Annotated in this window: 2 protein-coding genes; both read right to left on the bottom strand. The window is 46.2% G+C overall.

Annotated features, from left to right (window positions below; genetic code table 11):
- Positions 1-53: 53 nt before the first annotated feature.
- Positions 54-1,199 (bottom strand): hypothetical protein, encoded by a 1,146-nt coding sequence (locus WMO41_RS07440; RefSeq protein ID WP_349229208.1) that lies wholly within the window; start codon positions 1,197-1,199, stop codon positions 54-56.
- Positions 1,186-16,086, bottom strand: coding sequence for a SpaA isopeptide-forming pilin-related protein (locus WMO41_RS07435; protein ID WP_349229207.1), 14,901 nt, complete (start codon positions 16,084-16,086; stop codon positions 1,186-1,188). Before WMO41_RS07435 ends, WMO41_RS07440 begins: the two co-directional genes overlap by 14 nt.
- Between the last annotated feature and the right edge of the window lie 404 nt (positions 16,087-16,490).

The raw sequence follows: 16,490 nt of genomic DNA, 5'->3' as shown, positions 1-16,490 counted from the left end.
ATTCTTCTTTTTAAGAAAACTGCGTATGGCTGTGACACCACACGCAGCTAGATCTACCTTCTTCTGCCGCGTTTCGGACCGCGATGCCACCGCCTTGAAACATGCTCCGGCTCTTCGGTATCTTTGGTTCTGCACCTTGCAGCAAGGTATAATATGATTGCGACAAACAATAGGAAAAATACAACCGCCGTAATGTACGGATGCTTTTTTACAGTTTCTGCTATCTTTTTCAGAAACTTCATCATCTCTTCCCATAGGTTTTTAAGCCAATCCCAACGATTAGATCCCGATGATTTTGATGTGCTTTCCGGCATAACAGAGGCATCCTTCGGCAGCAGTTCATACTGTGCCCGGATCTGATACCCCTCTTCTTCTGGCAAGGTGATCACATCTTCATACGAAATTTCCAGATCATAAACCAGCTTTTTCCCATAAGCAACTGCATTCCGATACAGGATCCCATTCTGCTCATACATGTTACCGACCCAGGCCGTATGATCGATCTGGTATGCGTCATTCGGCACCCCGATCAACTTTAATAAAAGCCCTTCATTGCCGGCAAACGGATCCGCGGTCTGATTGAGTGATATCACCTCGTTTCCAATCTGAAATAGTCCTGAGTCCGCATGTTCCACGACAATATCAAACGTAAAGGAATCTTCCCAGCGTTCATTTACTCGCTCTGTCTCTTTGATCGGTAATGTATATTCTGTTACCGTTCGAAACGGATTATCTGCAATTTCCACCTTATAGGTTTCCGGGATCTCGTCGATCCCTTCATAATCTTTCAGCAGTAACGTATCCCGGATGTGCTTCTTCCTTCCTGAAAGAGACTGTTCCTGCACCTCATAATTTACTAACCGATAAGTACCACCGCCTTCCACATGCTCTTCCTCAGGCAGATATTGGTCCTGATCCGCATCCTTGGGAAAGACCTGCGAATAATATACATAACTTCCGTCGGTCTCTCCCGGACCATAATATGGCTGCTCTCCAAATACTTCTTCCACGGTGGTAATCGCATCATCTGCGCCGTTAACCTGCTTTTCTGCCTCAGAAGGCACCGCTGCATTCACAGCCTCTGCAATACTCTGCGTTTGGTTTTCTGATACCTGACTCGCCATGGTTTTCCCGGCGGGACTGGCAAATACCAGTACCGCCGTAAACATCAGGGCGCTAAAATATCTACGCCTCATCATCTTTTTTCTTTCCTTTCCTTCGTCCGATAAGCACCAGTCCCCCTGCGCCTATCGCAAAGATGGTTGCCAGTACATACCATTTGAATGAATCTGTAGTATCTCCTGCCTTCGGTTGCTTCAACCAGTCTGGAACACCCAATCCATAGGATCCGCTACTTCCATTCGTGCTCTCATAATGCGCATAGATCCGCCCGATACCAACCTTTTTATCAGTTTTTTCATTATAAAGTGTTGTTTCCCCAGCGATGGTTCCGTCATATGAAACAAGGAACTGCCATGGTGCTTCAGACCGCTCATATCCGTTTGCCGGTTCGATCTCCACGATACGGTAAGTCCCTGCCTTACCGGCCAGAATCTTGCACACTCCTGTTTCATCCGTTCTGCCATGAAATACCACCTGGCCGTCCGGATCAATCACCTGAAGCAGTGTGTCTGAAACCGCTGTGCCGTCTTCTGAATCTTTCTTTTCAAGTATCACCTCCACATTTGGATAATCATACAAGGTCCTATTTTCTGGATTGGTTACTTTACCATCTTTAATATACAGATACTGTACGGAAGAGTTCAGATAATATCCAGCCGGTGCCTCTGTTTCCTGATATGTATAGGTTCCATCTACCGGCATAGCAAATGTCAGATATCCGCTCTCATCCGTAATGCCTTTTAAATACAGGCTTCCATCTGAAGTGTAAACAGTAAGCTTTGCTCCGGCCACGCCGATCTGGTTTACTGGATCGTACTTGCGAATGGATAACTGGCGTTTTCCCGGAGTAGTGCCACCTCCGCCGCCACCGCCACTGATCGCATAATTCACGAATCGGATTTCTTTTGTTTCCTGACCCAGTGGCATAATAAACTCCTGATCCTCAGATACCCGGTATCCGCCAGGGGCTGATACTTCATGAATGACATAGGTTTCTCCTGCTTTCAATACACCATCAATCCGGTAAACCGTACCGTCTGGTACGAAATCAACCAGTACATTTCCGTTCAGATCCTTAATCTGTATCTGGCCGCCACTAAGAAGCGTGCCGTTTGGATTTACCTTGCCAAATTCTACATGGGTTACATCATCAAACATTTCCACCATATCGACGCTGCCATCTTTGGATACCGTAAATTCAATGTTCTCCGCAACCGAATAGCCATCTGCCGGTCGGATCTCAATAAGTGTATAAGTTTCTCCGGCAATCAGTTTTGCTTCGATTTCGTGCGGTGTCGTCGAAGATGTCCACTCATCAACCACCTTTCCATTCTTATCTTTTATCACCAGATGACAGCCCGGAAGTTCTTTACTTCCCGCAATCTCCTGTTTGGAAATCACAACATGCGTCGGCTTGTCTTCCATTTTGACCTGATCGACCGTTCCGTCATGGCTTACTTTAAACGGAATATCTTCCGCATAGGCCCAACCGTCTGCCGGACGAATCTCCCGCAGTGTATATTCCTCATCTGCGATCAGCTTCTCCTTAATTTCATGCGGCTGATCGGTAGAAACCCACTCATCTACCACATTTCCATTCTTATCAATGACCTGCAGCGTACAGCCTGGCAGCTCTTCACTTCCCGTAATCTCCTGTTTTGAAATTACAACATGCGTCGGTTTGTCTTTCATTTTGACCTGATCGACCGTTCCGTCATGGCTTACTTTAAACGGCACATCGTCCGCATAGGCCCAACCGTCTGCCGGACGAACCTCTCGCAGCACATAACTCTCATCAACTACCAATTTTGCAACGATTTCATGCGGCTGGTCCGTAGAGATCCACTCTTCTACTACGTTTCCGTCCTTATCTACGACCTGAAGCAGCGCACCCGGAAGTTCCTCACTGTTTGTGATCTTCTTTTTAGATAACACGATGTGAGTAGGCTTATCTACCATGATCACCCGGTCCACTGTACCATCCTCATTTACGGTAAAGATAACATCTTCCGCATAGGAATATCCAGGTGCCGGGCTTTTTTCAACCAGTCTATAGGTCTTTCCCGGTTCCAGGAATTCTTCAAGGCTTTCCGCTACGTCAGAGCTGGTCCAGCTGTGGATCAGGTTATTCTCCTCATCGTATAATTCCATTTCACAGCCAGGAAGCTCTTTACCACCGCCAATTTCTGTCTTTGAGATCATAACTTTGGTTTTCCGGTCCGCGGCTGCAATGCCCTCAACATTCACAGACTGGCCCAGAATTGTACTGATCTTATTTGTCGGAAGGCTGTCCCCATTTGCGAATACGGTTTCTTCCGTAAGCACATAGGTTTCTCCCTGCTTAAATATCGTGCGTTTCGCCGTATCCTCAATATTTCTGGTAAATCTGGCTCCGTTTCCGTGAGTTACATCCACACTTCCGGATGTCATTTTCTCCGTATGGTGCAGGCCATTCTCGATCTTTTCAATCTCATAGGTCACATTTTTATAGTAACCAGGATCGATCTTGACATATTCATTACCAGAGAGGCTGATGGTATCGCCACTCTTTATCATGCCGGTCCTGCTGCCGCTGTATGAATAGGTCCCTGGAAGTTCCCTTCCTGTCGATGCGTCATAGAGTTTTACCCTAAATGATGTTTTCTGATCTTTATACCGCTCCTTTCCAGATCCCGTAAGTTCGTTGAACAATACTACTTTTCCATAGGTTAATACCGGCACTGTCTTCTGGGTTTCCCTTACAATTCCGTTATATTCTGCTTTCGTCTCAATCGTAGATGCCTCACCACTTGCCTGTGTTGTAAAAGCAGCGTATGCAGCTTCACCCGACGCCACGCTCTCAAAATGGAATACCAGTTTTTCTCCGTCGAAAGTTCCTGTTCCCGGATCAATAATGCTTGTATCTGCATCGACAGTCACGGTTAATACCATATCCGCCGTTTTATGATCCGTATTGATCATGCGGATTCTTTCAAAAATTGCCTGGTCCGGCGCTAATGCACTGGCACCATCCGCAGACAGTCTGGTTATTACCAGATCATCTTTCTGCAGAGGATTTTTCATCTGCTTTTCCTGATTATCCGCATCTGGAATAAACGCGGTAATCTTGGTTCCGTCCGCATAAGATAAGGTCACATTTACATGGTCAATTTCTCTGGTTGGAATTTTAATCTCTCCATTTTCATCAAACCAGAATGTTTTGGTAAACCGATCCGTCACAAGAACCGTTCCGTCGGAATATCTGCAGTACTCTGTGATGGTATAGGCCGCTCCTTCTGACACAGAAGCGAACGGCTTTCTTATCACATGTTCCTCACCAGCACCGATCCAGCTTTCTATCAGATCTTTGTTTGCGTCCGTCAGCTCATAGTATATCTGGCTCACATAACGGCCCTTCAGTTTTACCTGCTCAATGCTTTTGGTATCACGATTGATCGTATCCAATTCATAATCATTCTTTGATACCCGCTGGATTTCAATACTCTCCATCTGGTTAGAAAGGCCCTGGATACTCCTTCCATCACTGGATACCGTAAACAGTACCGGCTTCATCAGATTCCACCCATTCGGCGCAGCATCTTCCACCAGGATATAGGTATGCCCTGCGATAAGTCCAATAATCTCATGCCTCTTCTCCGATTTTCTGGTGGTCCAGGTCGTAAACGGTGCATCTTTATCATATACAGGTTGATCGTGTTCATCTTTTCCTGTCACTTCATAAATGGAAAGAATTGCCCCATCTATAAAAGCACCATCTGTATTGTCATCCCCTAAAGCATCGAAGTCCTGCTTACTAAAATACAGCCTGGTTTTCTGATCCTTTACGCTCTCTTGATGAATTACTACCGTCTCATGGGCAAAGCTCTGGCCGTCACTCTGTTTCGGCTCAAACTGCCAGGTGATGATTTCCGGATTTACACTATAACCCTCCGGCGCTGCGATCTCCTGTAACGTGTAGGTATATGGAATGATGCTTCCATCTGGCCGCATCTCACCAACAGGAAGATCCTGCACGGTAATGACTGGCTCTGTTCCATAGATCATGTTTGTGGTGACCGGCTCATTCAGATCATTTTCTTTATACGCTTTGATCTCAAATGTCGCTCCGGCAAGTCCCTGGCCGTCTTCTCCAGTCTTGGTGATAGAAAGCGCACCTTTCACCGCTTCATTGACTGCCCGAATCGTCTGTACCGAATTATCCAGATGATACTCAAATCGTACCGGCTCTGCTAAGGTATAATAATCCGGTGCTGACAGTTCCACTAAATAATAGATGCCTTCTGCCAGGCCCGTCTCGATGTGAAGCCTTAAATCTCCTACCTGATATCCTTCCGGGATCCTGCTATTTATTTTATCTGTCACTGTATAAATGCCATCTGCTCCGGTTACCCACTGGCTGACCAGATACTCCTCAGACTGGTTCAGATTTCCGGATGAATCTGCTCTATACAGGGCCATGGTAGCACCAGCCAGTTCCCCGGTCACACCAACAGCAGATTTAGAAAGCCAAATCTGCCCCTCCAGATCTTCGATGTGATGCTGCTGGATCTCCTTCCGGTTCTCCACTACGATCACCTGGGCATCTACTTTTAAAAATCCATCGGGTGCCTTGTTTTCTACAAGGACATACTTTTCCCCTGCAGGCAGGCCATTGATCCTTCTGGTACCTCTGTCCGTAAGGTAGGTATCCGCGTAAGCATTTATATGCTCCAATTTCTGATAATCAAACTGGTAATCAAAGACGGTTTCCGGCAGGTTGCCAGATACTGCTACGCGTATAGTCTCCCCGTCGCTTGTAATCATGGTAAGGAGTGCTTTCGTTGCAAATCGGTCGTGACTTCCTCCGGCGCTTGTCGCATCCATTACCGTCTTAGCTGTGATGGTTGCAGATTTTTCCTGTCCATTCTCCTTCCAGCCAAACAGTGAAAGATCCACACCATAGGACGCATACGCTTTTTCAAATGCATCGCGGAAATTCTGATAATCCTCAACAGTGCCGCTCTTAAATGATGCCAAAACACGAGCATCATATACCGGCGTGCCATCCGCATCGTAAATAATCTTCCCTTCTGCATTGACCACTGCCTGATGAAGGCTAAATTCCGCTCCAGACAGCTGGACTTTCTCTCCGTGCTCATCCGTAAAGAATTTTTCAATCTCAACCTTTGTGGTATCATTTTTCATGCAGACGGTTTCAACTTCTGACTGATCTCCAACTGTAATTTCCACCGGATCTGCTGTTACAAATCCTTCCGGCGTTTCAATCTCTTCCAGCAAATAATCTCCCGCCGGGATCCGCTCGAAATAGGCCGGTTCATTTCCACTGATCCATTCCGCGGTATTCCATACCGGGTTGGAAGCGGTACTGTTTGTATCTTCCCAAACCAGCGGAGTATTCTGCGTTTTTACCAGATAATATCCCTTCGGATATTTCTCCGTATCCGCACTATATACCCGTCTGGCCGGATACAGCGCCAGTTTTGCTCCAGAAACAGAACTGTATGTATAGGAAGCAATATCACCAGTCACCACCTCGCGCTCATACGGTTTCTCTCCCGTTTCCGGATGTTCATGGTCCATATCCAGAACCGGCATTTTGGCATCCTGCGGCGCATGGATCTTACTAATTTCAATCTTTGTGGTCCGATCAACCATCTGAACATGCTGAAGCTCTCCCGTCTCCGCTACAGAAATGCCACTAGGTAGCCCCTTTACATAGCCCTCCGGTGCCTTTAACTCCTCCAAAATATAGGTTCCGCTCGGAAGGCGTTTTAAAACATCTGCCTGGCCGTCCATTTGGAACGTGTCGAATGGATCATTTGGAGTCTTGTCGGAGCTGAGCCAGGTATTTTCAAGGATATATCCCTCACCCAGCCTGTGATACAGATTTTTCCTGTTCGGAGACTCTTCATCCCAAGAAGAATCATACAATTCATCGTGTTCATTGATGCGGTATGCATTCTGATTATATTCTTCCAGATGATCTGAATCCTGATGTCTGACAAACTCCCCATTCCGATCATAAAGATCTTCTCCTTTTTTGTAGGTTTCCGAACTTCTCTGGTAATATAAGACCAAACCATGATCATCATAGACCGGATTGAGTTCATTTAAGAAATCACCATTATTATCATTCACCAGGACAGAACCGTTCATATCCTGTTTAAAACGGTTCTGCTCAATGCTGCTCTCTTCGTGTGATTGCTCTCCATTTCCTTTCCAGGTTCCAGTAATATGGCCAGACTCCGCATGGGTATACGACGGTTTATCCGCATCCGGTATCTCCGCGGTGGAATTATTTACCACATCCAGCGTTTCATTCTCTGCATAGCCGTCCTTATTTTCGCCCACCGTAGCAATACGGGAAGTCGTGATCTTGTCACGGGCAATCACATTTCTAAATTCATCTTTCCTTACATTGACTGGCCATACCAAAGTTCTTACCGTTCCGTCTTCACGGCATTCTTCGATATATGCCATTCCTGTTGCCGAATCAACCATAGCATCGCGGTACCCGTCTTTATCCAGATGATAGATTTTGGTTCCTGCTTCCACTTCCAGCTGCTTATCATTCTTGCGGTATTTTACTTTTGTAAAATCACCCTCTGTAATCTCTAAATACGGAACTCCATCCTTAAAGACAAACATCGAATGATCGCTGTCACTCTTTGCAAAATTTCTGCGGTCCCGCTCCGCCTCTTCCACAGGCGTCAGTTTGTGCGTTCTGTCATACACATAGGTAATGAACTGTCCGTCAATATATCGCTCCTGATATGGATCCAGTCCATCCAGGTCATAATATAAAATATCTGTATCCGGCCGCTGTAACGTAACCGCAGACCATACTCCGCCGGTAGCTGAAATAGAGTTTCCGTCCTTGTCAATGCCGGCCGGGAAAGTTACTTCCAGTTCTTTGCCTGCTTCATCCTTTTCACGGACAAACTCTACCTTTTCTCCGGCATATCCCTGTTCGATATACATTCTGGTGATATTGTTCGTGAGGTTTCTTTCGATCTTCAGTCCTTTATAAGCCTCATCTCCCTCAAATCCCGAACGCTCCACCGGGATTGCATCAAACAATGTCATCAATGCTCCTGCTACGTAGCCATTTTCATCATCTGCAGTTTCAAGAGTCCTGGTAACATACCCATAGCCCGCAAATGTTCCGTGGGAATAGACGATTTCCACCTGTTCTCCTGCTGCCTTACGCTCCTCTAAATACTCCAAGGTCCCTTTCTGCCATGCATATCCTAAATATTTTCCGTCCCGGTACGCATAAACCAGATCCGGATTTTTTCCGATCTCACTGTATTTTCCATCCACACGGCCAGAAATCTTGTAGCTGACCGTCTTATCTGCCGTCGTATTGGCCTTTTCAACATAGGACTCTTTTACCTTTTCAACCTCCAGCCGGATCGGAGTATTCTCCACATAGACCTGCGCCACGTTTACCTTGTCCTCCGGCTTATTGGCATTAGTTGTCTGGTGGTCCGCATCATCCTCATAAACGACTGCTAAGACCCGATCATCTTTTGCCCCTTCCTTATAATAAGTAATCTTGTCACTGTAAACCTCGATCGCGATTGGCTTGCTCCGCGCGTATCCGGTCGGCGGATCCACCTCCGCCAGAACATAAACACCCGCACCTAAAGGCTGCGGAAGTTCCAAATAGCCTACATTCTGGTTCTGATAAGAAGATCCCGTATCTGTCATCTCATCCCGCATCAGGCCGTCCCTGGTTGTTGAATAAGTTTTAAAGGCTACGGTCTTATTCCCGTATTCGTCCCCTAGAACAATCTGCTCATCCTCATTGCAGATTGGTGTGCCCTCAGGTACGCTTCCACTATACAGATCACCAATGCCATTCTCTTTACCAGTGATACGGTCAATCCACCTTGCAAACCGGCCTTTCGCAATCGGCCGGATGTCAGTAGCCCCCATTGCCGTTAAAAATTCTTTTGTTCCGGTAAACTGCGTGGGTTCTGTCGTAAATTTTACTGTTCCCTGACCACTCTCACTGTCATCACGGGATGCCGCATATAGGTTGAAAAGTGCACCGTCATGAAGGATATTCTCATGGGTTTCTGAATCAATTTTTTCAATTCTAAGCTTTGCCGTAAAGAAACGGTTCACAAACTTATCATAAGCAAATCCGCGATACGTTGCCTTGCCCCCAGCATCTGGTTCTTCATCCGCTACCTCTGCCTGTTCATCAGAGGACGCAACCACGCTGTATGGAACCAGCATGGCAGCATATTTCCCATCGTAAGCCGTCTGCATTCCCGCCATTGTCGCAACATGATCCCGGTACTGAATTCCCAGCCGGTTATCAGCCGTTATCTCTGCGTCCGGATATGGAACATCATCAGAAAGTCCCGCATCTTCAGACAGGGAACTATACCGGTAATTTTCTGAAATCCCTTTTCTACCGCTCTGTCCCTCCGTCAGGTAATAGGTCACTTCGGCAGCAGAACGGTCGTTCTCCGGGTTATAATAGTTTTTCAGTGGCCTCCATGTGCTTTGCGTCAACGCAAAATAGTTTCCGGCCTCTGCACGAACCCCATTTGTGATCTCATTCAAATCAAGGCCATACTTATAAACTTCAAAATCCCCATGATGATTATGAGCCTGGATTTTATGGTCTTCCTCACCAAATCGGATCTGATATTTCTGCTCCAACTGCTGCATGGAATCGGCCCGATCATAATTATAGAAAGAATTGAATGTTTCCGGAGTCTCCTGTGATGCATCATAAGATGCATACACACTCGGCAATGTTACTTCCCTTGGCTGATCAATCTGATAGTGTCGGTTTTTAAAATCATTCAGTTCATCAACATGAGGTTGCTGCTCTGCCACCACATAGGTTCCGTAGGGTAAATATTTCGATAACCCATAGGCATATCCACTGTCCTTTGAAAGATCTGCATCTCCATAAATCGTATTGGCAGACAGTGTTGTTGTATCATGATCGCTGCCTCCATTTGCCTCGCTATCCCAGTGAATTGCATAAAGCTCATCAAGATCATACGCAAAGAACGGCTTCAAATAGTTTTCTGCCTTTATAATCGCCTGACGAAGTGCCAGATCATAGGTTTCTTCACTGTATGCCGTTGCTCCGGCACTGGCCTCCTTCTCTCCAGTACCTTCTCCTACCTCATGCACAAGTTTCTTTACTTCATCATCCAGATACCAGCTGATTGCAAACTGACGCACCCGGTCAGATACCCGGGCATTATCCAACTGCTCTCCAGTACGATTAATGAGATTTCCGATTGGCTTATAACTTGTATAAGTCGGAGCATTATCATCCCATTTATCTCCATTTGCAACACTGATTGCATCAAAAAACTTCGCATAATTATAGCCTGCAACCGTTCTTGTGCTGTCTCCGTCCTCAACCAGATAGTCTGCCGTTTCCAACAGTCTTGTATAACCTGTATTTGCCTCATCATTGATCAGGCCATTATGGTAATCATAAAGAGCCATATTGGCGATCGCTGCATCATTGGAATTTTTAAACAGCGGGTCTGTCTGATGAGGAACCTTGGTATAGATCTTGTTGACCAGCATCGGAAATGCTTTATTTGCGGCAAGCTGCTCAGCCTCCGTCCGGTCAGTTCCCATACGGTCCTGCCATACAATTTCACCATTCTCATTCCGGTACAAAGCTTCCAGATTTGACTTCAAATAGGTTTTGAAACGAAAATTATCGAGCTTTTTCGCCGAATGATCCGATGCTCCATTCCCTGCATGATTACCAAATAAGCGACTCCACCAGTCCTCATGGACCTCACTGTAGGAGTTCGTATTGCGGTAACTCTTCTCATCAATCGTTTTTGTAACCTTGATCTGCTGGCTGATGATCCTCTCTTCTACGCCGATAGGCAGCTTTCTGGTATTGGTTCCAGGCTGTTCTGTACCATCCTGGAAAACATAATCCTGTCCCGGGTAATCAAGCGCCACCGATTGTACATAGGAATTTTCATGGCCTACTAAAAGGCTGCGATAATCCAGATATGCCTTAACACTTGCCCCTTTAGCCAGATAATAGGAAGCGCCGCCGACCTGGGTGCCTGCAAGTTCTCCTGATACCCCGAAATCTGCACAATCCTGCTCAGTCAGTGAAACGAACCGGGCCGGAAGTTTCAGCGTATACTCATAACGTGTTGCTGCCTCGTCATTATGTTCAGTTCCATAGCCATCCGTATAGCTACCATTTTGGTGGGCGATCCAGACATTATCTTCTTTTGTGAAAGAGATCTCCGTCCACTTGCATTCATTTACTTCTACGGAAATTTTCTCTGTCCGCTCCACATAGGTTACTTTCGGAATTTTATTGCCATTTTGATCAAGCGGAGTTTCTCCCGTCTGGTAAAATTCTGTTTCTGTTACGACACCATTCACGATATCCCCATTCTGATCTGCCTGTACGGCCGGGGAAAGGATAGCATTAACAGTACCGTCCTCATTCTCGGAGAAATTTTTCATTTCACCGCGGGGATCATAAAGTGCATCCTCGCTGTATGCAACATAAATGGCCCTTGGCCGCAGGCTGTGGTCTGCAGGCATACTTGCTACCCGGTAAAATATCACATTCCCTGAAGAACTGTCCGCCGGAACATAAAAGAGCATCGGATAATTGGTCCGGTTTGCATATAAACCTACCGTCCAGCTGTCCGCATTTTCTTTGATATAGTCCACTCCTCCGTAATTGTAATAATCATGGGTATTGTAATAATCCAGGATTGAAACAATCAGTGAAGATAATGTAACTGCCTCTCCGTCTGTTCCTTCCTTATTGATCGTCAATGTTACAATAGGAGAACCACATACCGTTTTATCAGCTGCGCTTCCGGCGCTGACGCCGGATATACCATAGGTATCTGTCTCACCTTCCCATACACCGCGGTCAAATACCAGCTCATCCATGCTTGAATAAGCCGTAACTCCTCCCCTTTTATAGTTTGGTGAGCTTTTTCCATTTGCGCGCAGCGCCTGCTCCACCTTGATTTTAAGCAGCGCCAAGTCTTCATCCACATCTGGTACAGATGCGAGTCTTAAAAGAAGATCATCATCGGACATTCCTGGCACAGATGCCAGGATCACATCCGTAACCTTCGCAGGATCCAAACCTTTTCGGGTCACACGGATTACATTTTTCGCAGTAAAATTCACGTTGGTCGTTTTGGTTTTCATGGATCCGTCCGGATTGTATTTCGGATATTGATGATCATTTTCCACTACTACATACTCTGGCTGTCCAAAGATATTTTTAACCGGCACTTCATCATAAATACCGGTACCGGCCTCTACCTCTTTCGTCGTAGAAATACTGTCCTTCCGGTAAAGTTTTGCTCCCTCCGGCAGATTTCGAAATACAAGATCAAATCCAGAATCCCCTGTTTTTTCACTTTCAGCCGTAAAGAACAGCTGATTGTAATCCGGATCGTCTACCTCTCCGGTCGGTTCATCACTGATCTGCTCCTCCGCGGTAAGGATCCCCACAATGCCAGCATAACCGGTCAAATCTCCTGGAACCCCTGCATTTACGTCCTGTCCCAGATTGGTTTGCTGCTGCATTCTGTTTCCGATCGATAATTCGTATCCCTCAGAGCGGGTCAATTCCTTTACATAATAATCCCCCAGAATAAGCGGCCTTCCAATCCAGCAGTTTCCATTTGCCAGCTTATAGTCTGGATAGGTTCTTACCACATCTGCGTCTGCCGTATACTCATCGTATGTTTCCGCATGATCATAGAGATTTTGCGGAGATGCTGCATTCCAGCCCTGGCCGCGATCCACGATCTCACCCTCTTCATAGTCATAGATCATTCCTGGGGCTTCCGTAAAGGCCATAAACGAAGCATCGCCGTTTTTATCCGTTGTCGTGACTGTCACCAGATCATTTGCCATATAAACGGTTCCCGTTTTCCCGTCCGGATGAATGATATCCGCTGCAGCAAACAGGCCGTACACCGCTCCTTCTAAAGTGGCGTCTCCCTGAGCATCTCCATAGGAATCATATGCGTCGTTTGCCCCATTTTCCAGATCCAAATCCCTCTTATTGATATGGATTTCGCCCTCCGTCCGGTGGTCATAGATACGCCACATATTTCCGCAGCCATCTTCATCATTGCAGTGACTGAAATTGTCCGCCGGGCCTGGTGTAATAAGTACGCCCACACTCGGTGAACCTTTTGCCGTGCTGTAGGCACTTTCAAACAATTCTTTACCAGATCCTGAAAGCTGCGCATAAAGGGAAATGTCCGGTTCATCACTTCCGGATACAGTCAAATCACCCTCATTCCTCTGCTTTGTAAATTCCACATACGCCACATAGGTCGCATTGGAATCTGACGCAAGATCTACCTTCCTGCCGCCAAGAGCCTCTATCTCACTGATCCGTTCTTCATCCTCGATAAATTCCTGTTCATCTTCAATATCGTCATCAAGGAATTCTTCTGAATCAATGTCTGCCAATTCTTCTTTTGATGGATTTTCCTCATTTTTTAAATCACGATTATCTTTTACAACATCCTGAATTGGCGTTTCTTCTTTAGACGGTCTGCTTTCCTCTTCATCAGAAATATCCTCAGAATCATCGTCCTTTGTTTCCCTGGCAGAAACCGACTCTTTTTCTATATCACTGCCTGCAGCATTCTCTGTTGTCTCTGCGTAAACAGTCATAATACCGAAAATTTTTTGAATGCCTTTTTCAATCCAGCCGGAAAATACCTTTCCTTCAAAGGTTTCCAATCTCGCAGACACGTCTCCCACCGCGCTGTCCGGCTCTTTAGAAGCTGCATCATCCACACTGTCTGAATTTCCCAGGTCTCCAGAGCTATTACCAGTATCGGTATCTTTCTCTGCTACGTCCTCAGAGCCTGTTTCGAAATCATTTTTCTCGGACTCATCTTTTGAGTCCGTATCTGATATGCCGCCGTCAGGGTTCTCTACTTCACCTTTATCCTCATGATCTTCCTCATCCTTATCCGAAGCTTCCGTGGAATCCAAAATTTCACCATCGGAATCCGATGAATTTTTATTATCAATGTCATCGGAATCTGTTGTTTCATCCGCTCCGTCCACTGTCTCATGCTCCTGAAACTTCTCATCATCTGATTTTTTTGTATCCGCAGCCGAGCCGTCCACACGCTCCGGTGCCTTTGTTTCTTCAAGCTCCACTTCTTTTTCGATCTTAAATATTTTTGTAAAAAATGAAATGGCCTTTGAAAGAATTCCTTCTTTCTTCTCTTCCTCCAGTACCGGAACATCCAAATCTTCTCCCATCAGCTCCGCATACTCGGACTCCGTGATACTATGAACGGCGCCCTGCTCCACTCTGCTCATGGCAGGATCTGCCTCTGGGACGGCATCTTCCGTGATCTGAATCTGATTGCTGTATTCATTTGCGAAAAATGAATTTGCACCATTTTCCGAAGAATCCGTTGTGATCACCTCGATTGGAAGGTCATCATTATGCAGATCATGGAGAATATACCCATTTCGCGCAGTATCCTCCTGATAGGTATAGCTGTATTTCAAAGCAATAAATTTATTGTATGTTGCTTCCGCATCCTGCTTACAGCCAGAATTCACATAGGAATCCTCCCCGGATGCCGAACTGGTCGGTCCTGCATTCGGAGTGCTTCCCTCCTCGCCGCCGCTTGATGCAATGGAAGAGATTTCTCCCTGGCTGACTTCCGACATCAGCCAATGAAAGTGGACTCCCTCATAGGTACCTGCAGATGCAGTTTCGTCACACGCATCAAAACATTCCAGCCAGCCACTTGCAAGTCTTCGGTTTTCTTCCTTTGCTTCATCAATTTCGTCCTGATTTGTAACTTCTCCTTCTTCATCTTCTTCCTCTTCCGGGACCTCGACAAAAGCCGGTGCCGGATGGCCATCACAGAAGGTTTTATCGTAATGATATTTGTGCTCTACAGTATTGGATGCATAACCCTCTTCATTGGTCGTAATGGTCGCAACAAACCGATAATCATCCCATACAACCGGATTATCCAGGTATTTTGACAGATACGTTTCATGATCTGTTCCACCATACAGTTCTACTGCTCCGTCACGTTCCAGATTGACCTGATCCTTATCATCAAAACGCTCATAAAGCCGGAAACTCGATCCCTCCAGAGTTTCCCCTGTTTCGTGATCATACTTAGTCAGCTGTGTATTATATGTAGAAGTCCAGTCCTCCTCATGCCGATAACAGTTAAATTCAAGGCTGCCACTGCTGGATGTTCCAGAAGGATACGATGGCGTATTTCCACCATTCCCACCAAAACCTTGCTGGCCCCAGAAAATTCCCGTACCAAAAACGCCTGATGCTCCCACAGACGCATAATACACACTGCTGGGAAGAGCCATTTCCACGTATGCCAGTCTCTGATGCTGCTGCGCCGGCACTACCCCAATTCGCGGGAATTTCTTATGCTGACCAGCACACTGCTGAAGCACCCACAGCTGCAGACACTGTTCATACAAATCTCTGGCCGAAGCAAATGTTCCCATTGCCGTTTCATACCTTGTTCCTATTGGATCAAACTGCACATATAACGGAGTCGGACTGTTTCCAGGATTGGTAAAGATGATCTCCGTATCCGTTTTTACATACGTCCAACCATTCGGAATTTCAGATACGTAGGAGCCAGCCTCCCCCGTTACAGAAAATTTCAGCGGTACCGACTGGATAAACCCAGCATCTGAGCCGTCCTGCGCAAACTTAATACTTAAGGTTCCATCTGCGGCTACCGCTGTTTCCGGAGTGGTATGGCCTGCCAGAGTTGCTGGCACCAGTCCACCCATTGTAGATCCGGAGGAACTGCTGCTTAGTAACCCAGCTGCCTCCAATAATTTGTCTGCATTATCACTCCAGATCTGTACCCACGGATATTTTGCCCTGGTGGCAGCGCTGTGCAAATATAGCTTTAAATCATCCTTTGACATAGTACGCCCCATAGGCGTCAATCCAATAGATGCTGCAGCCACATTTAGCTGATTTAACGCTTTATTTATATCCTGGCTACCGCCTTGACTCACCTCTAATGATAGCAGTGCAAAAAATATCTGCCCAGCCTCTGCTTCGCTCAGCGATGCATACGGACTTACATACACATATCGGTCTGCCACTCCCAATGCATTATTTGGTGACATTCCATCAATACAATACTGGCGAAATCCAGAGTCCTTAATATAAGCCTGCATCGTATCACCATACGTTGCAGCTTCACTGGAAAGAAAAAATGATGGGATATCATTTAATATTGGCGATGCGCTAAGAACAAACGCTAATATTCCTGCACAAATTCGTTTTTTATTCTTCCGAAATTTTTTCATCTCTTTATACTCCA

The organism is Ventrimonas faecis (assembly GCF_040096075.1).
Taxonomy (GTDB): Bacteria; Bacillota; Clostridia; order Lachnospirales; family Lachnospiraceae; genus Brotaphodocola; species Brotaphodocola faecis.
This window is presented reverse-complemented; position numbering and strand designations above follow the sequence as displayed.